Genomic DNA, 26,120 nt, shown 5'->3' with positions numbered 1-26,120 from the left:
TTGCTATGGCTTTTCAAATCTTATTAAATCTTTTAATTGCATTTGCTTGGGTGAACTTTCAACATAGCTACACAGGCGTCGATTTTTTAGTTGGTTACGTTATCGGGATTTTTATCTTGTTTTTCTTACGTCGCTTTATGAAATTTGACTTTTATATGCGTCGGGTATGGGCGATCATTAAACTAGCTGTTTTATTTATCGTCGAGCTTATCAAAGCAAATATAGATGTTGTACGCGTCGTTTTAAAGCCTAAATTAGACAATCAACCTGGGATTGTCGCGGTACCGACTAAATTAACAAATGACTGGGAAGTTTCGTTACTTGCAGCGTTAATTTCCCTTACCCCGGGTACTTTATCAATGGATTTCTCTAAAGATGGCAAGTATATTTATGTTCATGCTTTAGATATTCCTAATAAAGAACAAATGGTTCGTGATATTCATGATTCTTTTGAACGTGCCATTATGGAGGTGACTCGGTAGATGTTTGAAACGATCCTGTTTGGCGTTCTCATCATAATGTCACTCTCTTTATTTATTTGCCTGATACGTACGATTATTGGACCAACTACGTCTGATCGAATTGTAGCCCTAGATACATTTGGAATTACGTTAATTGGCTTTATTGGTGTGATTATGCTTCTACAAGAAACGCTAGCTTATACAGAGGTTATTCTTGTTATTAGTATCTTAGCGTTTATTGGAACAGTAGCGATGTCTAAGTTCATTGAAAGAGGTGTTATTATTGACCGCGGTTGAGATCCTCGTCAGTATTTTTGTTATTATCGGTGCTCTATTTAGCCTTCTAGCTGCTGTTGGTATTATTCGCTTACAAGATGTATACAGCCGAATTCACGCGGCATCTAAAAGTGCAACACTTGGTGTCATGTCGATTATGCTAGGTACCTTTTTATTTTTCTTGTTAGGGCATGGAGAATATGTTGGCAAGATTCTCTTGACTATTTTATTCGTCTTCATGACTGCACCAGTAGCAGGGTTAATGATGGGACGTTCAGCCTATCATGCGGGTGTTCCATTATGGGAGAAAAGCGTTCAAGATGACCTAAAGAAAATGCATCAAAAAGGACAATAAAAGGCAAGTAAACTTGAATATAATCTTATTAAATAAACAATATACGAACGGCCTTATCTCGATTTCTAAACGGGATAAGGCCGTTCAATTTTTGTTGAATGCTTTAGCCTAAAGAAAGTTTCTCGAGTGATGCAGAATCTGGAAGCCGACAACCTTTACTATTCTAGAACCTCAACATTTTTATTGATATAATGAGGGAAATGCAGGAATTAGTGAAGAGGGAGGAGATTGAAATGGCGACTTTGAGAGCTGGGTATGGTCTAGATGCTGATGGATTTATTGTGAGCGATGTAAGTAAAGATAAAATTAATAATGTCTATATGCCTTGTATCATGGAATCTGTCGAGAGTCTTAGAAAGGTGTTTCAGCAACAACTGCACAGTGTTTATGTGTATGGTAGCGTACCTAGAGGTGAAGCGATTGCTCTTAAATCGGATTTAGACCTGATCGCTTTGTTTGATAGTGAACTTGGGTCGGATAAGTTAGATGAATTGAGGGAACTTGCTAGAGAGCTGTCTCAAAAGTACGGTGCTCTTGTTCGTGATGTTGGGATAGCTGTTGCCTATTACGATTATACAATTGATCCCTCAAATTATTATGAAAATGCATTTCTTAAGGAACTCTGTGTTTGTGTGTACGGAGAGGATTTAGGAGAAAGATTTGGACCGTATAAACTTACATCAGAGATAGCTATCCGCTTCAATGGAGATATTTATGCGGCTCTTACTCGGACGTTAAATAGGTTAGAAACAGCTGCTAACAAAGACTTTAAGACATTTTCACAAGGCTTCTGTCGAAAGCTCATTCGAACCTATTATTCAATGGTGATGGTACGTTCTCAAATTTGGTCGACACGACTCCACGAGCAAGCTGAAGTCGTTATACATCACTATCCAAATAAAGAACCTATTATTCGTACCCTGCTAAAGTGGATAGATGAACCACCAACAGACCGCGAGACTGTATATGAGCTGTTTAAGCGTGAGGGTGAGTGGGCAAGTGCTAACTTTACCGAAGAAGCCAATATTTCACCTTAATATAGTGAGAGCAATACTTGAACAATCGTATTGCTCTTTTTTATGGAATAAATGAGGGGTATAGTGACAGAAGACGGCCTAGCTATTGGCTATAAATAATATCTCAGTTAGTTTATGATGAATATATATGACATTAAGGAGTAGATGACAGTGAGCTTTTCTTTTCCTTTCTACTTAAAGGCTTTAAAAAAAGAAGTTTTTCTATTAATTGGGTTGCTTGTAATACTTGGATTTACGTATCCGTATTGGTTATTCTATCCAATTTACTTATTTATTGAATTACCACCTTTAGCGATGATCTTATTATCACCACTCGTTTCAGCCATTTTATTTTCAATAGGTGTTTTGATGTTACATGTTAATATAGCTAAAAGTATGAATCAATTTAATCAAGAAAGAAGTGTGACTAAAATCATTGTTGATTTGCAGTTAAGGACTGTTGGGGTTATTTATATATTTATATTGGGTGTATATTCAGTTCTTCTTCTTTTTAATTAATAGGAACATTATAAGATGATAAACAACGGGTACAGGCATTACGCCTGCACCCGTTTTAAAATTAATTTAATTAACGATAAAAATCGATCTTTGATAAACGGTCAGAGATTTCTTGATTGATTTTCTCTTGTCTGATGAGCTGTTGAAGCTCTTCTTCCGTATAAGACCGCTTTTTAATCGTAATGGTAAATACGAGAAAATGAAACGTCATACGATTGGACCTCCTTTAGCATACTCTTTCAGGTAAATCCTTTCACCAGTGCGTACCAGTCTAATAAAACAATATCAACATGAATAAAAAACATGTATTATCCCCCCTTTTTTTAGTTTTGACTGTTTGCTTGAATTGAAACGAAATAACCTATATATGAAAACCCAACTTTAGCTGGGGAATCAATAAAAAAAACCACAGGGGATCTGTGGTTTTCGCCAATATAAAAAACCACAGAGATCGCCCCTGTGGTTGGATAGACTAAAATGAGCCTTACTAGATCAATGCTTTGGATTCCAAGACAGGTAACGATGATTATATAAAGTTATGTTGTAAGTTTTCTTAGATTGTAATTTCAACATGTTCATCTACCTCCTTGGATTAATTTAACAACTTACATTATTGTAACTAATTTTCTGAATAAAGTAAATAGTTTTTTGTGGATAGCAAAAGATTGGGTTATTTAACTATTTAAAGAGCATGCACCTAAAATAAGGTCATTACATATTACTGTAAAAAAGTGGGTGTGACAATGGGGTTGAAAGTCCTTTTTTTGGGTGACATAGGGATTGATGATATTATTGCACTGATCTATGCTCATTTAAATGATGACATTGATGTAGTTGGGATTGTTGCAGATTATGGGAATGTTTCAAGGGAAGATGCTGTTGCGAATGTTCATTATTTGTATGATGTAATGAATATTCCTACTGATGTACCGATCCTAGGAGGAGCGGAAATTCCAATGACGGGTGAAACGCCCATCTTTTATCCAGAGATTCATGGAGAGTATGGTATGGGGCCAATCGTACCTGGAACGTTTGAGGGTGTCATTGAAAACTTTTATGAAATTGTTAAGATTGTTGAAACTTATCAGGATGATTTAATCATTGTTAATGTGGGAAGGCTTACCTCCTTAGCAAATCTGTTTATTCTATATAATACGCTGATGAGTAAAGTGAAAGCTTTTTATATTATGGGGGGAGCTTTTTTAGTTCCAGGAAATGTAACGGCTGTTTCAGAAGCTAACTTCTATGGAGACCCTATTGCGGTTCGAATTGTCTTAACATATGCTCATAATCTTACTATCATCCCTTTAAATGTTACGAATAGGGCAATTGTCACACCAGAAATGGTGGACTATATCGATTACAAAGGACAAGTAAAAATTGTCAAACCTTTATTAGATTATTATTATGCTTTTTATAAAAGCCGAAACCCACAAATAGAGGGAAGTCCGGTTCATGACGCACTTACTCTCATGGCCCCGCTTCACGAAGAGATGTTTACTTATACTACTTCACTTGTACACATTGTAACGGAATCTGATGAGATCCATAGGGGCCAGAGCATCGCTGATTTTCGTCCTCAAGTACAATTAGATGAATCAAAAAGGCATCGGATCGCTTTGGATTTTGATTATCATAAATTCTTTAATCACTTTATGAGTGTGATGACAGGGGAATCATTCAAATGAAATTGCTCAATTTTTATTTGAAGGTAATAAGATAGGAGGTTTCGAATAAAGTTGGAATGTTTTTGCTCTAGATTAATTATCTAGAGTTTTTTATTGAGTAAAAGCAATTGGGACCTTTATTCGATCGGCATTTTATATAAGGTAAGGTTTAGTAGAAAATCATTAGGTGAATTATGGTAAAATGATCAAATAAGTAAAAAAACATTAGGGCGGTAGTGGTAAACCTATATGATACAGAAATATCAGACTAGAATAGTTGCTGCTTTAACAATTATAGCTATCTTGGTAATATTCATCGTTCATACTGCTATAACTATTTGGGCATTCGGTGAAGAAAATCAGTTAGTCGAGACAGATGTGGCTGTTGTATTAGGGGCTGCTGTCTGGGAGAATGAGCCATCACCTGTTTTTCGTGAAAGGATTAATCATTCGATTTGGCTTTACGAAAATGATTACGTGGAAAAGATTATCTTTACTGGAGGGAAAGGTGAGGGCGATGATTATACGGAATCAGAGATTGCAAGGGAGTATGCAATTATAAAAGGGGTCAAGCCGGACGATATATTAGTAGAAGATGTATCTACAATTACAGAAGAAAATCTTCAAAATGCTTTTAGTCTTTCTAATGAACACGGATTCGATACCTTTACGATTGTTAGTGATCCCCTACATATGAAAAGAGCGATGTTAATGGCTAATGACATTGGAATGGAAGCGTACTCAGCGCCTACGCAAACTTCGGCCTATACAACTTTAAAGAGTAAAATTCCATTCTTAGCACGTGAGGTTTTTTTCTATATTGGTTATATTTTAAGTATGTTTTTTAGATAAGGTAACGAGAGTATCTGCGAGGATAATGATTGGAATATTGACCTGATGAAAAAATGAAAGTGAGGATATTAACATGACAAAGAGTAATAAAGTCGAATTATCACAAGAACAGTGTGAAGAATTATTCAAAGTGTTAAAAGGCCGTTTTGAGAAAAACCTGAATCGGCATAAAGGTCTTGAATGGGGGAAACTCCAAGAAAAATTGGAAGCGAATCCCCAAAAGCTGTGGTCGCTCAATGAAATGGAGAGAACTGGCGGTGAACCAGATGTCGTTGGTTATGATCAGGAGTCAGACGAATATATCTTTTATGATTGTTCAAAGGAAAGTCCTAAAGGGCGTAGAAGTGTTTGCTATGACCTTGAAGGATTGGAGTCTAGGAAAAATCATAAACCAGAAAATAACGCTATTGATATGGCAACTGCAATGGGTATCGAACTTTTAACAGCAGAACAATATCAAGAATTGCAGAAACTTGAAAATTTTGATGTGAAAACGTCGAGCTGGGTACGAACACCTTCTGATATTAGAGAACTTGGCGGTGCCCTTTTTTGCGATTATCGTTTCGGCCACGTCTTCGTGTATCACAACGGAGCGTCCTCTTACTATGCATCCAGAGGGTTTCGTGGTTCGTTAAAGGTTTAAGCTTTTTAAAGTTAGCTTCATTTTAATTCAATTCAATATAAAATCAGGCTGGATCTTATCAATAGGTCCAGTCTATTGTTTGTTGTTGGAAATGCCGAAACCGTATGGATTCAATTACTTTGCAAATTAAAGGATGAATCTACTTCAAGAAAATAATACTAATGTTATTATGTAAAAACTAATTGACTAGACACCATTAAGTGTCATATAATCATGACACTTAATGGTGTCCAATTTATAAAAGAGGTGGGAGGACTATGAATACTGCTTACCAAGAGCGTGACGTTTATGTAGCCATTGCCGATCCGACAAGACGTAAGTTAATACGATTGTTGGCTGATTCAGATGAGGTACCCCTTTATGAACTGACTCCTCATTTTCAAATAGGACGTACGGCCGTTTCTAAACATTTGGCTATTCTTAAAAAAGCTGATTTAGTAATGAACCGTAAAATAGGTAGAGAAACAAGGTATCGATTAAATGCAGCTCCCTTACAAGAAGTGAAGGATTGGTTAGCCTTTTATGAGAAGTTTTGGAATGAAAGAGCGATATTATTAAAGAATATATTGGAGGAATAGATAATGGCAGATTTATCATTAGATTTTCAATTCAAGAGTCCGATCGATAAGGTATGGGATGCTTTAACCCATTCGGATACACTGGCCCAATGGATAATGGAAAATAATTTTAGACCAATCGTAGGATACAAATGTCAGTTTCGTAATGAGGAAATAGGTTTAGTTGTTGATAGTGAGGTATTGGTAGTGGACAAGCCTTATAAATTATCTTACACATGGGTAGGTGGACCGATAAACACTATCGTTACATGGACATTACAACAAGAGGGTGAAACAACCCACTTACATCTTGAACATTCAGGATTCGAAAAAGAAAATCAAGCGTTCAACGGTGCGAAATATGGCTGGTCAAGTATGGTCGATGAACTTAAAAAAATGTTAGAGGACGTGTAAGGTTGAGTCTTGGATCTTTTGTTTGGAAAAAAGCAAGGCTGGGACAAAAGAGTTTTTACTAATAACTCAACTTTCGCAGCGTATGATTCACTCTTAACCGTTGATAGAGATTGATTTTAGGGCGATACAATACTCAAATTGACTTTACATGAACGGTTCAATCGTTGACAGTTTGAACACATCTCTTCGTAGGCTGTTGAAGGAATCTGTTCACTAAAATGAAGCTCTTCGGCTGTCGCTCCCAAAACCATACTCCGCGTCCTTGCCGAGAACCTGGCGAGCCTCCTCGGTACACCTGTGGGGTCTCGCTCCACGGTTTATTCCTGCGGGAGTCTACGTCTATTTCCTCTGCTAATGTTGTGTTTTGTTCGCATTCTCGGTTAAACACTTTCGTTTTGTCCAAGTGCCAATAGAAAAGGAGATAATGAAATGAGTTTTCTTAAAGATACATTATCAATATTCAAAAAAAATGAGCTGTTATTTTTAGAAAGATATAAAGAATCAGAAGATGTTTATACCTTTTTATTTGAAAAGGAAAAAGATTTAACTTGGAAAGCCGGTCAACATGGTTTGTTTTCAATTACTCATAAAAAGATAAAAAATGGTACACGACCATTTAGTGTTGCCTCTGTTCCAACAGAGGATGTTGTAAAAATTACAACAGGCATTAGCGATAAGCCAAGTGATTTTAAAGCGGCTTTGTTAGAATTAGAAAAAGGGATGAAAGTTAATATGAGTGGCCCTGTAGGATCCTTTTATTTGAAAGACAACAGTCACTCACTCTTAATTGCAGGTGGCATTGGCATTACACCATTTCGAGCCATTGTAAAACAATTAGAGGCAGAAGAGAACGGGGGCGACAAACGAGTAAAAATTCTCTATTTAGATAGTGCAAAATCATATATATATAAGGATGAACTTGATGAAACTGTCCATAATAACTCAATAGATGTATCTTATCTTGAATCAAGGGATGAGTTATATCAAGAAATAGATAAGTTTATTACCACATATAAGAATGATGGTAACTATTTTATTGCAGGCTCGAAGTCAATGGTAGACTCAGTTACTACTCATTTAAAAAATAATAATATCTCAAAACGGAATATTAAGAAGGATGCCTTTTGGGGAATTAATTAAAAAAAAGGATAATTATATTTATTTTCGTTTTCAAACAGATACTATATGCGGTATAATACGAATGTACGTTCTTGTTTTTAAAAAATGAAAAAAGAGGTGTCGTTTATGATTTTAGGAGTTTATGCGTATTTAAAAATGGATGGTAACGGGAAAGAGGCTGTGAAATTTTATGAAAATGCATTGGAGGCAGAAGTTCTAGGAGTTCAAACTTACGGAGAATTGCCTGACAACCCAGAATTTACCCTACCTGATGAAGCAAAAGACCGTGTCATTCATGCCCAATTAAAAGTTGGCAATACATTCCTAATGCTATCTGATACATTCCCTGGTCAACCATATGAAACTGGAGCACAAGTGGACGTAGCGATTACCTTAAGTGATGTAGAAAAATCAAAAGAAGTATTTGGTAAACTTGAGGTCGGTGGCGAAGTAGTGATGCCACTTCAAGAAACTCCGTGGAGTCCTTCATATGGACAAGTAAAAGATAAATTCGGCATAACTTGGCAGATTTCCACAGTGGAAGAATAACTTTTATACTTTGCTGTACAAGTAGTAAAAGTTTAATCAATCGATCAATTAAATTTAATATAATTTCAGGCTGGATATATAGTAAATCCAGCCTTTTTGTGCACTCTTCCTTTTTAATGTTATCTGGTCACTACATTATAAATGATGGATGTGTAGGAGAGAGGAGTTAAAATGAAATCGGAAAGTTTGTTCAGAGATATTATGAACAAGGTTGGAAGTATAGATAACTTTGTTCTAAAACGAGAAGTCCAAAATAGTGGAGCAAAAGGGGAAAATGGCTCTTAGAGTTTATCCGAGTTGGATAACTGAATTGAATACAAATGCTGCTAGAACTCAAAAATGGCAAGTAGAATATTTTATTGATTTATCAAATAACTTCGAAGTTGAAAAATTAAAGAAATTGTATTTTTTATAATTAACGAAATTAAAAAGAGCTAATCCCTCAAAGGTCATTTTCATGACCTTTTGAGGCGCCCCTTTTTGCTTTGATTACGTGAAATGCCGGTTTAGCTTACTTATTAAATGTTGATTTACTTCTATTTTATAGTAAGTAGCTAATATTTTATTGAGTTTTTCCGCCAATGTTAAGGCATTTTTATAGGCAATTTTCAGCTCATTTTCATTTAATGTTGAGGTGATTGACACATAGTCACGGTAAGACTCACTGCTTAAGTCTTTTTCTAAATTTTTTGTACTGTTTAACCAACGTTCAACTGTTTGTTCTTTCACTCTGAGTAATTGTAATAAGAACTTTTGTACGTGCGTTAAAACTTCTAGAGAACGTGCTGATTCCCCTCTCTCCAATACATTCACACCCATCAACCAAGCATTTACGAAATTATTAAAGGCAAAGTTTACATTCTCATCAGTCAATCGGTCTGGTCCAGCACCACTTAGAGCATCAAGTAAAGGCCTCAATTGTCCTGTCGAGTCGTAAATATACATAGACTCCGTATTTGGAAAAACACCAGTTGGTTTAAAACTTTTAATAATTCCTATTTCGGATAGAGGAAGAAAGTGAAACTCTCCACGAATCAGAGTAGAAAAGATGGCTACCTCTGTGCCATACTCATTGTAAAAAAGTAAGTCGACAGGGGAGAGTGCAGAAATCCAAGGTCTTGAGCTGAATTTTTCGACCTTATCGTCTGCTATGAATATATAAAACTCTACATCAGAATACTGGTCCCCTTCACCTTTTATAAAAGAGCCATACATCATACACGCAGCAATTGATTTATCTTGAGTACATTTTTTTGTAACACTTTGAATGATTTTATTTTGGATTAACATATTTCCAGCCCCTTATTTAATTATTTTCTGTTTACATAAGGGACTTATCAACTACAGGACAGCATGAGCAACACATATAGAGAATGCTCCTTTCGCTATTTAGTCAGTATGAATATAACATATAATCATAAAGAGTGGTCATTTTCAATTCAACAAAAGATGGGAGGCTACTCAAGTAAAGTCCACACTAAATAGACCTACTTCATGGTAATATGAGATTGAATATAATTGGTTAAATTTACGAAAGACGAAAGGTGAGAACAATGGAAATTCACTTTACCGAACAAGCAAAAAAAGAACTGTTAAAACACTTCGAATCTAGTACAAGTTATATGTGTTTATATTATGAGTTAGGTGGATGTTGTACGCCCCTTGATGGGGTTATCCGCTTGAAAAAGATAACATCGATACCAGATAGTCATCTAAAAATATTAACAAATGGTATACCTGTTTATACAGAGCGATCGAATTTAAGGTTTTTAGAAGAGAACCTGATCATTGATTATCAACCAAATGGATTTGTAGTTAAAAGTAAAAACCAAATCTATGGATATTCATTGCGGATCGAAAAATAATTCTTTAATCATGTGCACATGGCGATTGGTAATGAAACTTGTGGAATGTACACAGGCTTCTTCGTGAGATATTGAATGTTATAAAAAGTGACGCATTTAATTCCTTTATTACATAGGGTATATATAATTAAATAAACACTAAAGGTGGTGCGTTATGGAAAACGAATACGGTGTGTTAGAAAAAGTGATTGTGTCCGAACCTCAATATATGAGAATTACGGAAATTATTAATGAAGTACAAAAAAAGTATGCAAAAGAAAACATCGATACAACCGCTGCTTTGAAACAACATCGTGCGTTTGTCAAAACATTAAAAAATGAAGGGGTAGAGGTTCTGTATTTGCACAACCATAAAGAGTTAAATGAACAAGTGTTTACTAGGGATTTAGGCTTTGTAGTTGATAAACAATTATGTGTGTCAAATCTAAAAGTACATATTAGGAAAAAAGAAACAGACTTTTTAATTCAAATGCTTAACAAGCAAAAACTTGATTATTATGAATTTCAACATGAAATTGAAGGTGGGGATGTTCTCGTTCACCAAAATACAATTTTCATTGGCATAAATAACCGGACAACAATGGATGCTGTGAAAGAAATAAAACAGAAATTTCCAAGCAAACAGGTCGACGTCATACAGTTAACAGAAGGAATTTTGCATTTGGATTGTGTATTTAACATTATTGACGAACAAACAGCTCTCATATATAAAGATGGAATAGATCAAGAGTCCTTTTTGAGGATGAAGCAAAAATTCAATCTCATTTTGATTACAAAAGATGAACAAGAAAAGATGGCAAGCAATGTATTGTCGATCGGAAACAGAAAAATTATCACTCTATTCAATCAAGAAAGAATAAATACTCTTTTGAAAAGGCGTGGATTTACTGTGATGGAGCATGATTTATCAGAAATTATTAAATCAGGTGGAGCGTTTCGTTGTTGCACCTTTCCGATTATTCGAAGGTGAACAGTCATGTATCGTTTTTTTATAAGGGGGAAAAACCATGCACTGGCAAACAAAAGAAAAGCGTCTAGCATTATTAGAAAAATTAGTTTCTATTCCTAGCATTTCTCGGACTAATGAAGAAAAGGTGGTAACAGATTTTCTATATAAAGAGTGTATGAAACTTGATTTTTTTCAAAAACATCCAGACTTCATGAAAAGTTGTCACTTTAACGATAATAGTTCTTATTTTTCCGCATTATCGAAAAGAAAGGATCAGAAAAAAACGATTATTTTAATCAGTCATTTTGACGTTGTAGGAGTAGATGACTTTGGTTCGCAACAGGATATAGCCTTTAATCTATCAAAAATGACGGAATTTTATCGGATTAATCGAAAGCTTTTATCTTCTCACGCTCAAAAAGAAATGCAGGACGGGGATTGGGTTTTTGGGCGCGGAACGATGGATATGAAAGCAGGTCTTGTCGTTGGAATGGGTATTTTAGAAAAAGCCACTTTAGGGGAATGGGATGGAAATATTCTGCTCATTACGGTATCTGATGAAGAAGTAGGGTCCAAAGGGATGTTGCATGCTGTAGAAGAAATAAAACAGTTAAAAGAAACACATGATTTAGAATATGTCCTATGTTTAAATACAGAATCTTCTTTTAAGGAAAACCCCTACGATCAAAATAAATACTTATATACAGGTACAATCGGAAAATTAATGCCTTCTTTTTATTTTAGAGGAAAAGAAACGCATGTAGGGGAACCTTTTGCGGGTTTAAACTCTACTTTTATGTGTTCCATTTTAACAAATGAACTAGAATTGGCTGCTGATTTTCAAGAAGAAGTAGAAGGAGAGAAAACACCAGTTCTCACTAATTTAATGATGCGAGATTTAAAGCAACATTATAATGTTCAAACCCCCGTTTCATCAGTTAGCATGTTTAATCTTTTGTATATGGAAGAGTCTCTTGCTTCTATTACCAATAAACTCCTCAAAAAAACAAATAACATTGCCGAACAGATTATGACTTTATACAAACAAAGGGCCGATAAAGTAGGGCTACAAACCATTCCATTTAAGGTGCAAGTATTTACTTGGGAAGAATTATATAAAAAAGTATCTAATAAAATAGGAATAGACAAAGTGAACGGTTTAATTACTCAAATACTCGAGGAACAGGCAGAACGAGATGAAAGAGAAGTAAGTTTACACATTGTGCATACATTAAGTGATATTATAGATTCGGAATCTCCTATGATCATTCTGTATTTTAGTCCTCCATTTTATCCAGCTGTTTCCTCGAGAAATAATCAATTAGTAAAAGATTTATCCATGTTTGTTAAAACTTATGCGAAAGAGAACCATCAAATCACGTTAGAAAATCGTTGTTTTTTTCAAGGACTGAGTGATTTAAGTTATGTTTCTTTAAGTCATGATAAAGTGGAACCTTTAACGAATAATATGCCTTTGTTTGGAAATGGATATGATATTCCATTCGAGACGATTAAAACATTTGATTTTCCCGTTATGAATATAGGTGGGTATGGATGTGATCCGCATCAAAAAACAGAACGATTGGAGTTGGATTTTTCATTTCAAATATTGCCTGATTTATTAGAGGAACTACTAAAAAAAGTATTTGAATGACCTTTATCATGTATACACTTTACATGTCAGAACTTTGAAGACTTAAAAAAGCAGTACATCTAGAAAAAAATACTCTCTGTATGTTTATTACTCCTAAATGTAACCCTACTAAAACGCAGGTACAGAGAGTTTTACGATATTTTTCTTGAACCATTTTGGATATTTTTAAGTTCTATACTCTTATGGTTATCACACCAAACTGAATCGAAATCTTTCATAATGATTAATTGTGGAGATTGATGAGTTACTTCTAAATCATTAGCAACTTGTTTAGAAACTGGTTTAGAGCGTACAACATCTATGATATATACATCCACACTGTCTTTATCATATTGACTATAGAATTTTTCGAATTCACTGTAGGCACGCTGGCAGATGACGCAATGCTCATTGTATTTTAAAATAATAGCTATCCTTTCTGATGACTTCATATATATTTCTTCCCACTGTTTAAGGGTTTGGATTTCTTGAATTTTATTCACGTTAGTGCCTCCGTATTTGGTATTAGTAAATGACTTAGGATGCGACCATTTCTTTCAGTTAAGAAAGGGCTGCATCTTTTTTTGCATGATTAATAAACACTGATTATCCGACTTTTTGGTATATCAATGCATAACAAAAAACAATTGTCTCTTTCAACGCTGACGAGGTTAGCTGTCGGATTCGGGCATAAGAGTCGCCCTACGGCTGGCAGAAGTCAGTCGATTCACCCCTAGGATTACGCTATTCTGTAATCCCTAAAAATTGGGTCCCCCGTTTCGTATGAATTAAGCGATATACGAATTGTTCTAAAACATAGCTTTTTCATTTGTAATAAAAGATGTAAAAAAATCCCCCTTTTAAGTGTATGAAAAAAGTTAAATATAATGGATTGACCATAGATTACTCCTGAGTCGTTATGTTGTAAAGTCGTTAAAAGTCTAAAAAGCAGTGGATTTTAGGTGTTTTTATTGGGTTTGAATGGATTAACTTAGTTTTTCTTAAACTATCTAACAAATCCTCTTGTTTTTAAAAAATGAGATGTTTTTCTTCTTATTTAAAAATAGAATTAAAAAATTATTTATAATAATGATTATACAAATTTATCCCAAGTATATATTGACAATTGACTAACATAGGAGTAGATTACTAGTTATGCTTAAGTAGAAAAAATGAAAATGAGTCAATTGATTAGTTGAGAAAAGTCGTTTAAACTTGCGTGTGGCTGTTTTTTTATGGAAGTAAAATATTTAAGAAGCAGGATAAATGGACTTTATAGAGTAAATGATCTAGGGAAGATATTGAGTAAAGTAAAATTACAATGACGAGGATAAAAAAAGAGAGATGTCTTGTGATTGACACCTCCCTTCATTTTGAAGCACTTATTAGAATTCTTTTAATGATAACTAGAGTAACCGTACGTAGTTATCTCATAAAATCTTCTGGAAAGATGCTCAAGTCAATATCAAAAACGATCGGTAACATTAAATAAGTAAACATAACGATTAGAATCGTTGAGAAGACATTTAGAGCAAATCCAGTTCGGACCATTTCGATAATTTTCAACTTCCCTGTCCCGAATATGATTGCATTTGGAGGGGTTCCAACCGGTAGCATAAAGGCACAGTTAGCGGCAATCGCACAAGGGATCATTAGCGCAAATGGATGCACATTGATGGCAACAGCTAAGGAAGCGAGTATTGGCATAATCATTGTCGCGGTAGCTGTATTAGAGGTAATCTCTGTTAACATCATAATTAATAATGTCGCCCCTGCAATAATCATTATCATATGAAGACCATCAAGTACGGTAAGCTGTTCTCCTAACCAAGTAGATAAACCACTTGATTGGAAACCAGCAGCAATCGCAAGCCCTCCACCAAACAGCAATAACACACCCCAAGGAATATCTCTTGAATCAGCCCAATCGAGGATGCGGGCACTCGCTTTACCAGGGATTAAAAATAATAGAATGGTTGCTATCATAGCGATCATCCCGTCTGAAATTCCTGTTAATTGCAAAATCAGTGCACTCTCTCCATTCCAGAAAAAGTCTTTCGTAATCCACATAAAAGCGGCAAATATAAAAACAGTTGCAACTATCCCTTCTTCATAGGAGATAGCTCCAAGCTTTTTTCTCTCATCTTGGATCAGTTCTTTTCCACCTGGAAGATGTTTGAGATTTATTTTAAAGGCGAATTTTACTAAATAGAACCAAGTACAAAGAAGAATGATAATCATGAGTGGTGCAGCAAACATCATCCAAGATGCAAAGGAAACCTCTACTCCAAATAATTCTCTTACTTGACCAGCAAAGATGATAGTGGGTGGTGTTCCGATTAAAGTTGCAAATCCACCAATTGTCCCGGCATAACCTACCCCAAAAAGCATTGATTTTTCAAATTTAGGTAAATCAGAGTTATCCTCTTTTAACGTTGCGGCTACTTGTGCCGTAATCGCAAGAGCCATTGGAACCATCATCATAACAGCCGCTGTGTTCGACACCCACATTGATAAAAATCCAGTTGCCACCATAAAGCCAAGCATAATTCGTTGGGTGCTCGTTCCGATAACAGCAATGATAAAAAGAGCAATCCTACGATGTAAATTCCATTTCTCCATCGCTGTAGCAATAAAGAAACCACCTAAAAATAAGAAAATAATATCATTCCCGTAAGAAGAAGCGACATCAGGACCTGTCATTGTTCCTGTCAACGGCAATAAAATGAGTGGCATCAAGGACGTTACAGGAATCGGAATCGCTTCTGTAATCCACCAAGTAGCAATCCATAATGTAGTTGCGAGTATTAACCGACCTTCTGATGTTAGCCCTTCAGGATGGAAAAAAAGAAGGGTTAAAATAAATAATAATGGACCTAATAATAATCCGACTAGTTGACCTCTTGTATAAGGTTTTTTCTCATCTGGTTTTGGTTTTATAGGCTTAATCTCTTTTTGTTTCAGTTGTTCGTAGTGACTTGATTCTTTTTTTAGAGCATTGCTGCCTTTTTTAGCATAAGCAAAAACATTGAGTGCATCTTTTGTTTTTCTATGTTGTTGCCACATTTTTCCCCAAGCAAGTGAGAAACCTTGTTTCATCGTAACCACCTCTTCTATGAAAGTGTGAAAGCGTTTACTATATTTTTCATTAAATGAGGGATTACGTCTAGCTTATTTAATTAAATGAAACCAGCTTCTAAAAATAGAGGGGCATCTTTAGTAGTTTTATATTTTTGTAAAGGTCTTCCAGAGATTTGATAGACGAGCTCTGTTTCGATTAATTTTTCTTCTTCAAAAAAACGCATGTATTTACGCAAGGAAACGTGTGATATTGAACATTTTTCGGCAAGTTCAGCTGCCGTAAGCCAGTTATTTGTTGCGATTAAACAGCGAATTACACGAAATGCTGTTACTTTTGTAATCCCTTTAGGTAGAGTGTAGACAGGATTTTGACCGCCTTTATGTAAAAGTCTATCAACCTCTTGCTGTGAAAAGATTTGACTAGTATCAAGTCTGTTGGCCCGATAGCGGCTTAAAGCTTCTTGAAAACGTGTAAAGGAAAAAGGTTTGATCAAATAATCGATTACTCCAAAACGATGACCCGTTTGAACGGTTTGAGCATCATTGGCCGAAGTAATTAAGATTACATCTATATTTTTTCCTTCTGCTCGAATTTGTTTCAGTAAGTCGAGTCCATTTTTGGAACCGATATAAACATCAAGCAGGAGCAGGTCGGGTTGATGCTGCTGGAGTTTTGTTAATCCTTCTTCTAGTGAATGGGCTTCACAAATGAGTTCAAATCCGTCCACTTTATTTAAGAACAAACGGTGAAATCGACTAACATCTAAGTCATCCTCAATCATCGCCACTTTAATCATTTTCTTGGCTCCTTTCTGTATATGGAATGTGAACCGTAATAATCGTCCCTTTATCTTTTTCGGATAAGATGTCTAATGTTCCATTAAGGGGCTGAAGTTTCTTTTGGATATTGGCAAGTCCATAGCCGTGATCGCCTTTTTTTGTACTTGCTAGGAATTGCTGTTTTTCGTTTGCAGAAAAACCAATTCCATTGTCTTCAATTACATAACGGAGTACACCACCCACTTGTTTTAATGTGAGCGTCAAGCTTTTGTGGTCCTTATGTTGCATCGCTTCCCATGCATTATCAAAGGTGTTACCAATGACGGTAACCCAGATGTCAGTGAAGTCAGCACTCATACTTGGCCAGGGAGTCCCACTTTGGATATGGACATGAACCCCCATTTGTTCCAGCCAACCGATTCTTTTTGCTAAATAGTGAGCAATACTCACATCTTCGACAAGTTGTTTCACTTGGCTAGCCGCACTTGCGGTTTTTATATGGTAACGTTCAGAAAGGTCTTCAATATAATCTTTTAATTCTTCATATGATTCTGTTTCGACCATTGCTTGAATAATATGGAGCTTATTCATAAATTCATGTGTTTCACTTCTTAAGCTATGAGCATAAACCTCTGCTCCAATAAGATGCCTCACGATGTCATGGAGGTGGCTGCGTTCATTAAAAGTCGCCAATGCACCAACACATTGATGATTGACATACATGGGCACTCGTGTGACGACGGTTTCGACATCACCTCTTTTAATTAACTCATGATCAACCGTAGATGTTGCCATTAGGGCCTCTTGAAGTTTTAACTCAGGCCAAATGAGATCAATAGGAGTATGCTCAAAAGGGCCTTGGTAACCAGTCCGCTTTAGAAATTGTTGGGCTGCATCATTGGCTAAAAGGACTTCTCCAGCATGATTAATCGCTAAGATTCCGTCATTAACTGCTTCAAGCATAGAGTTCCGTTCTTGGACGGCTAAAGCAATTTCTTTCGGCTCCATACCATTTAATGTTTTCTTCAAATGATTTGCTAAAGACCAAGCACCGATAAGACCAAGGATTAAACTTATTGTTGTAATCATAAGCAGGATGATTTGATTATCTAAAACGGCATTAGCAATCGCATCAGTTGAAATGCCTACAGAAACAGCCCCAATTTGATTTCCTTCATTATCCCAAACTGGATGAAAGGCACGCATGGACGGCCCTAAGGTGCCGACATTTTCAGATGTATATTTCTCTCCTGAAAATACTTGTTCGGCATCTGTCCCGACAAAGATTTGGCCAATTTGTGTGCTATTAGGGTGGGTAAAGCGTATTTTATTAGTATCCATAACGACAATATATAGTAGATCATTTTCTTCTCTAATGATCTCGACATAATGAATTAATTCTTGATTCGTTTCTCCGGCTAAAAGTGAATTTTGAACTAAGACGTTGTATGCAACATGACTGGCACTAAGCTGAACCTTTTCAGCCAAATACTCTCTTGTGTTATTTGTTTGATTATGAGCAACAAACATACTTAAGATCAAAAGAGATAGTAAGACAATTAAGCTTGAAAATAACATGACTTGTCCTTTGAGTGGAACCTGTTCCCATAACCGTTTCATAAACTTTACTCCTTTAACTGACCTAACCGAGTTTAAATTGAACTTTTAATCTGTAATAAAAGGGTTCATTTAGTGCTCTCAATAATATGAAATAATATGAAAGTGATTGTCTGTGAAAAAAAGCTATCTGATTTTTTCTTTAGGTGAAACTTTAAAAAAAGTCTATTCTGAAAATAGAGTTTTGTATTTTAGTATTATACTTTTTATGGTTTGTGTCAATGGTAAGAGGGGGTAAGGCAGGAATGAAGAAAATATAGGAATAAAAAGTACTCTTGATAGGGATTGACTCATTTAGTGGGGTAAATAAAAGGGGCTGTACTAAAAAGTCATAAAAATGACCTTTGAGGGTTCAGCCTCTTTTTGGATGTATATAAAGTGAGAGGTAAGACACCGCTCCCTGGAGAGGCCACTGAAAAAGTAGGATTCTAAGACTAAATGAGAAGAAACTTCATTCAATGTTATTCTATGAGTTGGATTACCAAAACGGAACGAGCGGAATGCCCGGAGACTCCTGCGGGAATAGTGAAACACGGGAGACCCCGCAGCGACTTGTCGTGAGGAGGCTCCCGGTTCACCCGCGGAACGCGTAGGGCATGCAGCGAGTGGAGTAAAGCTAAATGATATAGCCATATTCTTACGCTCAGAGTTTTCCAGTGACCTCCTCCCTAGATGGGGTCTCCTTATCCTTCAACAAGCTGATAATAAGGTTTGCTTTATAAATTTTTAGGGCGAGATATATACTGGGCGTCGTATGTGGTGAATTATGACACGGAATTAGTCTGAGTTCCATAATTCATGTCGTATTGGCACGTTTATGACGCGATATTAATGGGAGTCTCACATATCGTGCCGTATCGAACAATAAACGACGCGGTATCTAGTCTGAGTTCCGAATATCATGTCGTATCGACCATGAGATAAGGCAAAAACAAGGATTAAAGAACTTGGAGAAAATAATAATGAAAGTTAATTAAACGTTTATTTAACTAAGGACGCAAAGTATTAGTAATTAAAATAACTGGAGGAGGAATCATTAATTATGAAACCGAGAATTACTGTTATTACATTGGGTGTAGATGATTTGGAAAGAGCGTTACAATTTTATCGAGACGGACTGGGGTTTCCGACAGAAGGCATAGTTGGTAAAGAATTTGAGCATGGTGCCGTTGCCTTTTTTGATTTACATAGCGGATTAAGACTTGCCCTTTGGAAACGTGAAGACATTGCCTACGAGACAAAAGTTGCACAGACTCCAGCGAGCCCTACTGAATTTACGATTGGTCATAATGTAGGGAGTAAAAAGGAAGTTGATCTCGTAATGGTACAAGCCAAAAAAGCAGGTGCTACGATTACAGACCAGGCACACGATACTTTTTGGGGAGGCTATTCTGGTCACTTTCAAGACCCAGATGGACATCTGTGGGAAGTCGTCTGGAATCCGCAGTGGGAAATCGAGGAATAATTTACACATTAGCTTATACAATAGCCTTAAAGTAAATGTCTAATGTTTTTTAAAGATAATGCTAATAATATAAGCTAAAAAACGGCCGACTTTGTCACTTGCATAAATGTCATATACTTGAAATGGAATAAGAAAAGGAGTGACATTACTTATGAAACTGAATCATTTAAATTTAACGGTTACTAATGTAGAGGCTGCGAGAGAATTTTTAGAAACCTATTTTGGAATGACGTGCGAAGGAACTCGTGGAAATGGTTTTGCGGCTATGTTTGATGAAGATGGCTTTGTGCTAACATTAATGAAAGGAAAGTATGTTGAGTACCCTCAAACCTTCCATATCGGATTCCCCCAAGAGAGTAAGGAGAAGGTTGATGAAATTTATAAACGTTTGAAAGAGGATGGATTTGAAGTAGAGCCACCTATTGAATCTCATGGATATACTTTTTATGTTCAAGCACCGGGAGGGTTTACCGTTGAAATCTTAGCCTAATTGTATAAAGGTTGACTATTAAGACGATAAAAATAAGAATGAAAGCAAATGGTGGAGATATGTTCCACCATTTTTTATTGGTGTGCGGTATCAGGACTTTTAAATAAACATCCATAAAATGCTCGTAACTAACAGATATAAATTCCTCCTATTTACTGAAAATAAAAAGTAATAGTGTACTCTATATGAAATTATGATACATTATTTAAGGTTAATATGGTATGCTATTTTATGAGAGTAATAGATAGGAGGCGTTATTTTGAATAGAGAACTAGCATTAGAAGTAGTACGTGTAACAGAAGGAGCGGCTTTGGCTGCGGCAAGTTGGTTAGGACGTGGAGATAAAATGAGTGCCGATGGAGCAGCTACCAACGCCATGCGGTCCATCTTTGATTCGGTTAATATGAAGGGAAAAGTTGTCATTGGTGAAGGTGAAATGGACGAAGCACCGATGTTATATATTGGAGAAGAATTAGGAACAGGAGAGGGACCGGAAGTTGATATTGCGGTTGATCCGATTGAAGGGACAAATATCGTAGCTAAAGGGTATTCTAATGCGATTACGGTGCTCGCGATAGCGGATAAAGGGACATTATTACATGCTCCTGATATGTATATGGAAAAAATCGCCGTTGGTTCTGCGGCTGCTGGTAAAATCAACATCAATGACCCCATTGAAATCACGATTGATATTGTCGCAGAAGCAACGAAAAAAAGAGTTCAGGATTTAACTGTGATGGTTCTTGAAAGAGAGCGTCATCAGGAATTAATCGAACGCATTCGTCAAAAAGGGGCGAGGGTTAAGTTATTTTCCGATAATGATATTAGTGCAGCAATTGCGACAGCTTTTCCTAAAACAGGTGTCGATTTATTTGTTGGAAGTGGTGGTGCACCAGAAGGCGTTATTGCGGCAGCTGGATTAAAATGTCTTGGCGGAGAATTACAAGGTCGATTACTTCCTGAAAATGAGGCTGAATTTGAAAGATGTAAACAAATGGGGATTGAAGACCCGACAAGAGTGTTAACCTTAAATGATCTAGTTGCAGGTGATGATGCTATTTTTGCCGCTACAGGGGTAACTTCAGGAGACATTTTAGAAGAAGTTCGATTTTTAGGCGATCATTTAGTGGAAACACATTCGATCGTCATGCGTGCAAAAACAAAGACGCTTCGTTTTATCAATTCCGTTCATCATCTTGATCACAAACCGTATGTGAATAAAGATAATATTTAAAGATAGGTAGTGTATCTTTGAAATAAAGAATTAAAAAAGTAATCCATCTTAAATAATCGAAGAACCGTCATTTTGATAGATGCATAATCAAAATGACGGTTTTTTGTGGATATTAGCATGAAGTAACGTGAAATGCGAAAAAGGGAGAGGAGGCCGAGTCGTAAAAAGGCAGATGCGACGCCTAATATAAATTCTTTAGCAAATTTAGACATATTTTCTCTCAAAGTACACAAAATACATAACATGTTCATCTGTAAATAAATATTCATGATAGATCGGAGGGAATCACATGAAACTTTTTAGTAAAACTCTACGATCCATCTATAAAAAAACGAAAAATGAGACGAATACGGCTTCCGAAGAGTTGGTCTCTCCAGAAAATACACAGCTACATCTCTTCACGTCACTTGAAGAGAATATGAGTCATATTAAAAAAGTTTTGGGTAATAGTTCTGATATTGTGATTCGTCCCTTTAAAATCGGACCTCATAATGAATACAAGTTAAGTTTGGTCTATACGGTAGGACTTGTGGACAGTGGTCAACTACAGGACCTGCTTGAGACCTTAATGTATCGGTTTAAACCAAATGATTTAGATAAGAGTGAAACAGGTCAGCCTGCTTCCTTTATTGACTCGCTAAAGGAAAAGAGTGTGACAGTCGGAGAGGTAGATGAGGTCAATAACTTTCCTTCTTTAATGGGAGGTGTCCTTTCAGGAAAAACTATTATTCTTGTTGAAGGGCAGTCCAAAGGCATTTCAGTGAGTATTAAAGGGTTTGAGAAGCGTGGTGTTGAGGAACCACAATCGGCTACATTAATTAAGGGACCTCGTGATGGATTTAATGAAACACTCGCAACGAATATAGCTCTCATTCGAAGGAGAATCCGTAGTTCTAACCTTTGGTTTGAGTCGATGGAGATTGGAAGAGTAACGAAAACAGATGTGGTTATAGCTTACATTAATGGTATTGCCAATGAGGATATCATCAAAGAAGTACAGAAGCGTTTAAAACGAATCGACATTGATGGGATTTTAGAAAGTGGCTACATAGAAGAGCTGATTCAGGATGAGACCTACACACCTTTCCCTACTGTTTACAGTACCGAGCGGCCAGATTCTGTTGCGGCTAAACTACTTGAAGGAAGAATCGCAATTTTTGTGGATGGAACACCATTTGTCATGGTAGTTCCTTCATTATTTATTGAATTCTTTCAGGCAAGTGAGGACTATTATCAACGAGCAGATATTGCGACGCTGTTGAGGGTATTAAGGTTTTTTTGCTTTTTTATTGCTTTACTTGCACCAGCCTTTTATATTTCTATTTTAACCTTCCATCAAGAGATGTTACCGACACATTTATTAATTGGAATTGCGGCACAGCGGGAAGGTGTTCCCTTTCCAGCTTTTATTGAAGCTCTTATGATGGAAGTTTCTTTTGAAGTTCTTCGTGAAGCTGGTGTTCGAATGCCAAGGGCGGTAGGACAAGCAATGTCGATTGTAGGTGCTTTAGTGTTAGGTCAAGCTGCTGTTCAAGCGGGAATCGTATCACCGGTAATGGTGATTGTCGTAGCGATTACGGCTGTGGCTAATTTTTGTTTTCCATCGATTAATATGGCCATTTCAATTCGAATCATTCGTTTTGTGATGATGAGCCTTGCAGCAGCTTTCGGATTTTTTGGAGTGATGTTTGGGTTAATTATCTTGGTGATCCATTTAAGCGGCCTTCGTTCATTTGGTGTACCGTATACAGCTCCTGTTGCCCCGTTCATTCTTCAAGAACAAAAAGATGTGTTCGTTCGAGTCCCGTGGTGGGGGATGTTTTCTCGTCCCCGTTTAATTAGCCGTAAAAATGTCATACGTGAACAAAACAATCCTACCCCAAAGACCGAATCACGAAAGGGGGATAACACGTGAAAAGGACATTGTTATTTTTGTTTTTGACTGTTTTTCTCTTAGCGTCATTGAGTGCTTGTTGGAATCGTCGAGAAGTGACTGATTTAGCTATCGCTGTTTCATTAGGAATTGATAAAAGTGATGAAGGTCATTTCATTGTGACAGTGCAAGTACTTAATCCAAATGAAGTGGCTGCAGTTGAAGGTGGTGGTGGGTATGATAGTCCAGTTACTACCTATTCAGCAAGTGGGGAAATGTTATTTGAGGCATTAAGGAAACTAACAAAACAAGTACCACGAAGTATTTACCTTGCCCATATTCGTATGATTGTTTTTGGTGAGAAATATGCAAGAGAAGGTATCTATGATTCACTGGATTTCTTATCTAGAGACCATGAAATGAGAACGGATTTTTATATCGTAGTAGCCAAAGATAAATCAGCCAATGAAGTCCTTTCTACGTTAACTAGTATTGAGAAAATCCCAGCTGATAAATTGCTCTATTCTCTTGAATCATCTTCTGAAAACTGGGCTGTATCGAGAAAAGTGCAAATGAATCAACTTATAGATGAAATTTTGATTACTGGAATGGATCCAGTACTTACCGGAATTACAACATTAAAAGAGTCGAGTAAAGGTGATACTTTTGATAATGTCCAGACTGTCAATCCTGAGGTCACTTTAATGTACACTGGCCTTGCTGTTTTTCGACAAAATCAATTAATTGGTTGGCTAACTGAAGATGAAAGCAAAGGATTTAATTATATTAAAGGAGATGTTCAAAGTACCGTTGTCGTTACCGAATGTGGAAATGGACAAGCTGGTATTGAAATGATAAACATGGATTCCACGATTAAAACAAGCGTTGAAGGCAGTAAGCCGGCTATCTTTATTACAATTGAAGGGAAAGGGAAATTGGCCGAAATCAATTGTAAGCTTGATGTACAAAAACCAAATACAATCAATGAGTTAGAGAAGCAGACGAATAAACAAATCGAAAGTGATATCAGAGATGTTATTTTCAAGGCACAAAAGGAATTTAGCTCTGATTTTTTGGGGTTTGGACATCAGTTGTATAAAGATTTTCCTGATGAATGGAAGAAGTATAAGGGTAGTTGGGAAACAGAGTTTGCACACGTTGATGTAGAAGTTAAATCAAATATAAAGGTTCGTGAAGTTGGTTCTATTTCCAACCCTTTTCTTTATGAAAATGAGGAGGGGTAATCATTAGCTTATGTTGGTAACTGTTGGAATTATTATAGCGCTAGTTGTCATTATGTTACTTCAAGTACCGTCGCTTTTGAAAAATAAGATGATAAAAGAGACTTGGATTTTCTCTTTGTTAATGTTATTTGCAACTTTGATCATGATCGGGAACATTCATGACTATCCAATCCCAAATCCGTTGGACCTAATTGGATGGTGTATGGAACCGCTAAATAAGTTATTTACATGGATTTTTGATTAAGAATGGAGGGTCACTTTGCTTGAAAAAGGAAGAATCAGTCCTTTGCAGCTAACCGTCTTTGTTATATTATTTTCAGTTGGTACAACCATTCTTCTTGAACCAACTAATCAAGCTGAAATTGCTCAACAAGCCGCATGGATTTCCACTCTATTAGGAGTTATAGTGAGCGTTCTGGTGGCTTGGTTTTATGTAATATGTGCAAGAAATATTGGGGATCAATCCTATGTTCAATATTTGCAAAAAGTATATGGAAATGTGATTGGAAAGTTTATGATTTTATGTTTTATATTTTTCGGTTTTATTGGAACAACTACTCTGCTTTTTCATGTTGGTACGTTTGTGTCTACGCACATGCTACCTGAGACACCAATTGAAGTGTTAATTGCTATGTTTGGTTTTCTTATTTACTTAGCAACAAGAGGAGGGTTAGAAGTCTTAGCAAGGTGTGGTGAGTTACTTCTTCCATGGTTTCTTTTATTATTTATTGCCATGGTTGTTTTTATTACACCTAAACTGGAATTTGAAAGATTGACTCCGTTATTTGATGTAAGCATCAAGCAGTTGGCATCAGGAGCATTTGAATTTGTAAGCGTTGCTACTTTCCCATTAGTGGTCTTCTTGATGTTCTTTCCTAAAAATGTGAGTAATTTGAAAAAGGTAAAGCATTACTTTTTAGGAGGGATGTTTCTTGGTGGATTTTTTGTTTTCATTGCTGTCTTGTTGTCGATTCTTGTACTTGGAGCTGATTCAACGGCACGGCAAATGTATCCTAGCTATGTTCTAGCTAAATCAATCAATGTTGGTGACATTATTACAAGGATTGAAGTGATTATGGCTGGTATGTGGATGATTACAATCTTTTTTAAAATGTCCCTTTATTTCTATGCTACGACAGTGGGATTAGCAGAGTTTTTTAACCTTCAAACATATCGGCCAATTGTTTTGCCAATTGTTATTTTGGCGGTGGGTTTCTCGACAATTATCTACCCAAACGTTGCATTTATGAGTTCGTGGGATAGTAAATATTGGGCTCCTTATGCTTTCACAATGGGTGTCTTGTTTCCACTTTTAACATTAATTGTTGATAAACTGCGGAATCCTCGAAAAAATCAAGTGCAGCAAATGTAAATGCTTTTGGAATGGGGGGGCTTTGTGCAGGCGGTGGCTGAACCACAGCTCGAAACGCAAATTCCATACGAAAAAAGGAATAACCCATC

Annotated in this window: 29 protein-coding genes and 1 riboswitch; of the genes, 23 read left to right on the top strand and 6 right to left on the bottom strand. The window is 36.3% G+C overall.

Going from position 1 to position 26,120, the window contains the following annotated elements; all coding sequences use genetic code 11:
* Nucleotides 1-5: 5 nt before the first annotated feature.
* From AA0017_RS17885 to AA0017_RS17865, 5 genes are all read left to right on the top strand, one after another.
* On the top strand, nucleotides 6-482 hold the full coding sequence (locus AA0017_RS17885; RefSeq protein WP_413376681.1) for a Na+/H+ antiporter subunit E: 477 nt from the start codon (nucleotides 6-8) through the stop codon (nucleotides 480-482).
* Nucleotides 483-758 carry a Na(+)/H(+) antiporter subunit F1 gene (locus AA0017_RS17880; RefSeq protein ID WP_413376679.1) on the top strand — a complete coding sequence of 92 codons (276 nt, stop codon included), beginning with the start codon at nucleotides 483-485 and terminating at the stop codon, nucleotides 756-758. It abuts the gene before it with no gap.
* Nucleotides 745-1,092 carry a monovalent cation/H(+) antiporter subunit G gene (gene mnhG, locus AA0017_RS17875; RefSeq protein WP_413376677.1) on the top strand — a complete coding sequence of 116 codons (348 nt, stop codon included), beginning with the start codon at nucleotides 745-747 and terminating at the stop codon, nucleotides 1,090-1,092. Before AA0017_RS17880 ends, mnhG begins: the two co-directional genes overlap by 14 nt.
* 233 nt (nucleotides 1,093-1,325) lie before the next feature.
* Nucleotides 1,326-2,129: a nucleotidyltransferase domain-containing protein gene (locus AA0017_RS17870; RefSeq protein ID WP_413376675.1), complete on the top strand. Its 804-nt coding sequence runs from the start codon at nucleotides 1,326-1,328 to the stop codon at nucleotides 2,127-2,129.
* 150 nt (nucleotides 2,130-2,279) lie between these two features.
* On the top strand, nucleotides 2,280-2,627 hold the full coding sequence (locus tag AA0017_RS17865; protein ID WP_413376673.1) for a hypothetical protein: 348 nt from the start codon (nucleotides 2,280-2,282) through the stop codon (nucleotides 2,625-2,627).
* 70 nt (nucleotides 2,628-2,697) lie between these two features.
* Here AA0017_RS17865 and AA0017_RS17860 read toward each other — a convergent pair whose 3' ends face one another.
* Nucleotides 2,698-2,838 carry a YrzI family small protein gene (locus AA0017_RS17860; protein ID WP_413376671.1) on the bottom strand — a complete coding sequence of 47 codons (141 nt, stop codon included), beginning with the start codon at nucleotides 2,836-2,838 and terminating at the stop codon, nucleotides 2,698-2,700.
* Nucleotides 2,839-3,370: 532 nt separating this feature from the next.
* Between AA0017_RS17860 and AA0017_RS17855 the strand changes: the two genes are divergently transcribed.
* From AA0017_RS17855 to AA0017_RS17820, 8 genes are all read left to right on the top strand, one after another.
* Nucleotides 3,371-4,315: a nucleoside hydrolase gene (locus AA0017_RS17855; protein ID WP_413376669.1), complete on the top strand. Its 945-nt coding sequence runs from the start codon at nucleotides 3,371-3,373 to the stop codon at nucleotides 4,313-4,315.
* A 228-nt stretch (nucleotides 4,316-4,543) separates the two neighbouring features.
* Entirely contained in the window at nucleotides 4,544-5,146 is a 603-nt protein-coding gene (locus tag AA0017_RS17850) for a YdcF family protein (RefSeq protein WP_413376667.1), read from the top strand.
* A 73-nt stretch (nucleotides 5,147-5,219) separates the two neighbouring features.
* Nucleotides 5,220-5,789 carry a DUF4256 domain-containing protein gene (locus AA0017_RS17845; protein ID WP_413376664.1) on the top strand — a complete coding sequence of 190 codons (570 nt, stop codon included), beginning with the start codon at nucleotides 5,220-5,222 and terminating at the stop codon, nucleotides 5,787-5,789.
* A 257-nt stretch (nucleotides 5,790-6,046) separates the two neighbouring features.
* Nucleotides 6,047-6,367, top strand: a complete 321-nt coding sequence (locus AA0017_RS17840; RefSeq protein ID WP_413376662.1) for an ArsR/SmtB family transcription factor — start codon at nucleotides 6,047-6,049, stop codon at nucleotides 6,365-6,367.
* Nucleotides 6,368-6,370: 3 nt separating this feature from the next.
* Nucleotides 6,371-6,760: an SRPBCC family protein gene (locus tag AA0017_RS17835; RefSeq protein WP_413376660.1), complete on the top strand. Its 390-nt coding sequence runs from the start codon at nucleotides 6,371-6,373 to the stop codon at nucleotides 6,758-6,760.
* Between the two features lie 429 nt (nucleotides 6,761-7,189).
* Nucleotides 7,190-7,900: an FAD-dependent oxidoreductase gene (locus AA0017_RS17830; protein ID WP_413376658.1), complete on the top strand. Its 711-nt coding sequence runs from the start codon at nucleotides 7,190-7,192 to the stop codon at nucleotides 7,898-7,900.
* Nucleotides 7,901-8,005: 105 nt separating this feature from the next.
* Entirely contained in the window at nucleotides 8,006-8,428 is a 423-nt protein-coding gene (locus AA0017_RS17825) for a VOC family protein (protein ID WP_413376656.1), read from the top strand.
* Nucleotides 8,429-8,702: 274 nt separating this feature from the next.
* Nucleotides 8,703-8,843 carry a MepB family protein gene (locus AA0017_RS17820; RefSeq protein WP_413382691.1) on the top strand — a complete coding sequence of 47 codons (141 nt, stop codon included), beginning with the start codon at nucleotides 8,703-8,705 and terminating at the stop codon, nucleotides 8,841-8,843.
* A gap of 74 nt (nucleotides 8,844-8,917) precedes the next feature.
* Here the strand turns inward: AA0017_RS17820 and AA0017_RS17815 are convergent, their stop codons facing one another.
* On the bottom strand, nucleotides 8,918-9,718 hold the full coding sequence (locus AA0017_RS17815; RefSeq protein ID WP_413376654.1) for a nucleotidyltransferase: 801 nt from the start codon (nucleotides 9,716-9,718) through the stop codon (nucleotides 8,918-8,920).
* Nucleotides 9,719-9,981: 263 nt separating this feature from the next.
* On the opposite strand from AA0017_RS17815, the gene AA0017_RS17810 reads away from it, so the two are divergent.
* The 3 genes from AA0017_RS17810 to AA0017_RS17800 all read left to right on the top strand — a co-directional run bounded on the left by AA0017_RS17810 (nucleotide 9,982) and on the right by AA0017_RS17800 (nucleotide 12,896).
* Nucleotides 9,982-10,293 carry an iron-sulfur cluster biosynthesis family protein gene (locus AA0017_RS17810; protein ID WP_413376652.1) on the top strand — a complete coding sequence of 104 codons (312 nt, stop codon included), beginning with the start codon at nucleotides 9,982-9,984 and terminating at the stop codon, nucleotides 10,291-10,293.
* Nucleotides 10,294-10,447: 154 nt separating this feature from the next.
* The gene (locus AA0017_RS17805; protein ID WP_413376650.1) at nucleotides 10,448-11,263 is read left to right on the top strand and encodes a dimethylarginine dimethylaminohydrolase family protein; all 816 of its coding nucleotides are present in this window, start codon (nucleotides 10,448-10,450) and stop codon (nucleotides 11,261-11,263) included.
* 37 nt (nucleotides 11,264-11,300) lie between these two features.
* Nucleotides 11,301-12,896, top strand: coding sequence for a M20/M25/M40 family metallo-hydrolase (locus AA0017_RS17800; protein ID WP_413376648.1), 1,596 nt, complete (start codon nucleotides 11,301-11,303; stop codon nucleotides 12,894-12,896).
* A 131-nt stretch (nucleotides 12,897-13,027) separates the two neighbouring features.
* Here AA0017_RS17800 and ytxJ read toward each other — a convergent pair whose 3' ends face one another.
* The 4 genes from ytxJ to AA0017_RS17780 all read right to left on the bottom strand — a co-directional run bounded on the left by ytxJ (nucleotide 13,028) and on the right by AA0017_RS17780 (nucleotide 18,356).
* Nucleotides 13,028-13,378, bottom strand: coding sequence for a bacillithiol system redox-active protein YtxJ (gene ytxJ, locus AA0017_RS17795; protein WP_413376646.1), 351 nt, complete (start codon nucleotides 13,376-13,378; stop codon nucleotides 13,028-13,030).
* Nucleotides 13,379-13,519: 141 nt separating this feature from the next.
* Nucleotides 13,520-13,680: riboswitch (cyclic di-AMP (ydaO/yuaA leader) on the bottom strand.
* Nucleotides 13,681-14,300: 620 nt separating this feature from the next.
* Complete coding sequence (locus AA0017_RS17790; RefSeq protein ID WP_413376644.1) at nucleotides 14,301-15,974, bottom strand: SLC13 family permease; 1,674 nt, start codon at nucleotides 15,972-15,974, stop codon at nucleotides 14,301-14,303.
* A gap of 80 nt (nucleotides 15,975-16,054) precedes the next feature.
* Nucleotides 16,055-16,753 carry a response regulator gene (locus tag AA0017_RS17785; protein WP_413376642.1) on the bottom strand — a complete coding sequence of 233 codons (699 nt, stop codon included), beginning with the start codon at nucleotides 16,751-16,753 and terminating at the stop codon, nucleotides 16,055-16,057.
* Nucleotides 16,746-18,356, bottom strand: coding sequence for an ATP-binding protein (locus AA0017_RS17780; RefSeq protein ID WP_413376640.1), 1,611 nt, complete (start codon nucleotides 18,354-18,356; stop codon nucleotides 16,746-16,748). Before AA0017_RS17780 ends, AA0017_RS17785 begins: the two co-directional genes overlap by 8 nt.
* A gap of 1,039 nt (nucleotides 18,357-19,395) precedes the next feature.
* Here AA0017_RS17780 and AA0017_RS17775 point away from each other — a divergent pair.
* The 7 genes from AA0017_RS17775 to AA0017_RS17745 all read left to right on the top strand — a co-directional run bounded on the left by AA0017_RS17775 (nucleotide 19,396) and on the right by AA0017_RS17745 (nucleotide 26,031).
* Entirely contained in the window at nucleotides 19,396-19,818 is a 423-nt protein-coding gene (locus AA0017_RS17775; RefSeq protein WP_413376638.1) for a VOC family protein, read from the top strand.
* Between the two features lie 151 nt (nucleotides 19,819-19,969).
* Nucleotides 19,970-20,308 (top strand): VOC family protein, encoded by a 339-nt coding sequence (locus AA0017_RS17770; RefSeq protein WP_413376636.1) that lies wholly within the window; start codon nucleotides 19,970-19,972, stop codon nucleotides 20,306-20,308.
* A 259-nt stretch (nucleotides 20,309-20,567) separates the two neighbouring features.
* A complete protein-coding gene (glpX, locus tag AA0017_RS17765; protein WP_413376634.1) occupies nucleotides 20,568-21,542 on the top strand; it encodes a class II fructose-bisphosphatase in 975 nt (324 codons plus the stop codon).
* Nucleotides 21,543-21,831: 289 nt separating this feature from the next.
* Nucleotides 21,832-23,457, top strand: coding sequence for a spore germination protein (locus AA0017_RS17760; RefSeq protein WP_413376632.1), 1,626 nt, complete (start codon nucleotides 21,832-21,834; stop codon nucleotides 23,455-23,457).
* Nucleotides 23,454-24,659, top strand: a complete 1,206-nt coding sequence (locus tag AA0017_RS17755; protein WP_413376631.1) for a Ger(x)C family spore germination protein — start codon at nucleotides 23,454-23,456, stop codon at nucleotides 24,657-24,659. The genes AA0017_RS17760 and AA0017_RS17755 overlap by 4 nt, the downstream gene beginning before the upstream one ends.
* Nucleotides 24,660-24,669: 10 nt before the next feature.
* A complete protein-coding gene (locus AA0017_RS17750; protein WP_413376629.1) occupies nucleotides 24,670-24,903 on the top strand; it encodes a hypothetical protein in 234 nt (77 codons plus the stop codon).
* A gap of 15 nt (nucleotides 24,904-24,918) precedes the next feature.
* The gene (locus AA0017_RS17745; protein ID WP_413376627.1) at nucleotides 24,919-26,031 is read left to right on the top strand and encodes a GerAB/ArcD/ProY family transporter; all 1,113 of its coding nucleotides are present in this window, start codon (nucleotides 24,919-24,921) and stop codon (nucleotides 26,029-26,031) included.
* Nucleotides 26,032-26,120: the final 89 nt, after the last annotated feature.

It is taken from the genome of Alkalihalobacillus phoenicis (assembly GCF_047302405.1).
Lineage (GTDB): Bacteria > Bacillota > Bacilli > Bacillales > Bacillaceae_D > Alkalihalobacillus.
The sequence above is the reverse complement of the archived record's forward strand: the minus strand, read 5'-3'. Positions and strand labels throughout refer to the sequence as shown.

Bases quoted from the DNA above. Each gene is read 5' to 3' on its own strand.
- AA0017_RS17770 (WP_413376636.1), top strand. From the start codon at position 19,970: ATGAAACTGAATCATTTAAATTTAACGGTTACTAATGTAGAGGCTGCG.
- AA0017_RS17805 (WP_413376650.1), top strand. From the start codon at position 10,448: ATGGAAAACGAATACGGTGTGTTAGAAAAAGTGATTGTGTCCGAACCT.
- AA0017_RS17780 (WP_413376640.1), bottom strand. From the start codon at position 18,356: ATGAAACGGTTATGGGAACAGGTTCCACTCAAAGGACAAGTCATGTTA.
- AA0017_RS17760 (WP_413376632.1), top strand. From the start codon at position 21,832: ATGAAACTTTTTAGTAAAACTCTACGATCCATCTATAAAAAAACGAAA.
- AA0017_RS17860 (WP_413376671.1), bottom strand. From the start codon at position 2,838: ATGACGTTTCATTTTCTCGTATTTACCATTACGATTAAAAAGCGGTCT.
- AA0017_RS17775 (WP_413376638.1), top strand. From the start codon at position 19,396: ATGAAACCGAGAATTACTGTTATTACATTGGGTGTAGATGATTTGGAA.
- AA0017_RS17870 (WP_413376675.1), top strand. From the start codon at position 1,326: ATGGCGACTTTGAGAGCTGGGTATGGTCTAGATGCTGATGGATTTATT.
- AA0017_RS17840 (WP_413376662.1), top strand. From the start codon at position 6,047: ATGAATACTGCTTACCAAGAGCGTGACGTTTATGTAGCCATTGCCGAT.
- AA0017_RS17815 (WP_413376654.1), bottom strand. From the start codon at position 9,718: ATGTTAATCCAAAATAAAATCATTCAAAGTGTTACAAAAAAATGTACT.
- AA0017_RS17850 (WP_413376667.1), top strand. From the start codon at position 4,544: ATGATACAGAAATATCAGACTAGAATAGTTGCTGCTTTAACAATTATA.
- AA0017_RS17790 (WP_413376644.1), bottom strand. From the start codon at position 15,974: ATGAAACAAGGTTTCTCACTTGCTTGGGGAAAAATGTGGCAACAACAT.
- AA0017_RS17825 (WP_413376656.1), top strand. From the start codon at position 8,006: ATGATTTTAGGAGTTTATGCGTATTTAAAAATGGATGGTAACGGGAAA.
- AA0017_RS17810 (WP_413376652.1), top strand. From the start codon at position 9,982: ATGGAAATTCACTTTACCGAACAAGCAAAAAAAGAACTGTTAAAACAC.
- AA0017_RS17885 (WP_413376681.1), top strand. From the start codon at position 6: ATGGCTTTTCAAATCTTATTAAATCTTTTAATTGCATTTGCTTGGGTG.
- AA0017_RS17830 (WP_413376658.1), top strand. From the start codon at position 7,190: ATGAGTTTTCTTAAAGATACATTATCAATATTCAAAAAAAATGAGCTG.
- AA0017_RS17880 (WP_413376679.1), top strand. From the start codon at position 483: ATGTTTGAAACGATCCTGTTTGGCGTTCTCATCATAATGTCACTCTCT.
- AA0017_RS17750 (WP_413376629.1), top strand. From the start codon at position 24,670: ATGTTGGTAACTGTTGGAATTATTATAGCGCTAGTTGTCATTATGTTA.
- AA0017_RS17800 (WP_413376648.1), top strand. From the start codon at position 11,301: ATGCACTGGCAAACAAAAGAAAAGCGTCTAGCATTATTAGAAAAATTA.
- AA0017_RS17835 (WP_413376660.1), top strand. From the start codon at position 6,371: ATGGCAGATTTATCATTAGATTTTCAATTCAAGAGTCCGATCGATAAG.
- AA0017_RS17820 (WP_413382691.1), top strand. From the start codon at position 8,703: ATGGCTCTTAGAGTTTATCCGAGTTGGATAACTGAATTGAATACAAAT.
- AA0017_RS17845 (WP_413376664.1), top strand. From the start codon at position 5,220: ATGACAAAGAGTAATAAAGTCGAATTATCACAAGAACAGTGTGAAGAA.
- AA0017_RS17785 (WP_413376642.1), bottom strand. From the start codon at position 16,753: ATGATTAAAGTGGCGATGATTGAGGATGACTTAGATGTTAGTCGATTT.
- AA0017_RS17855 (WP_413376669.1), top strand. From the start codon at position 3,371: ATGGGGTTGAAAGTCCTTTTTTTGGGTGACATAGGGATTGATGATATT.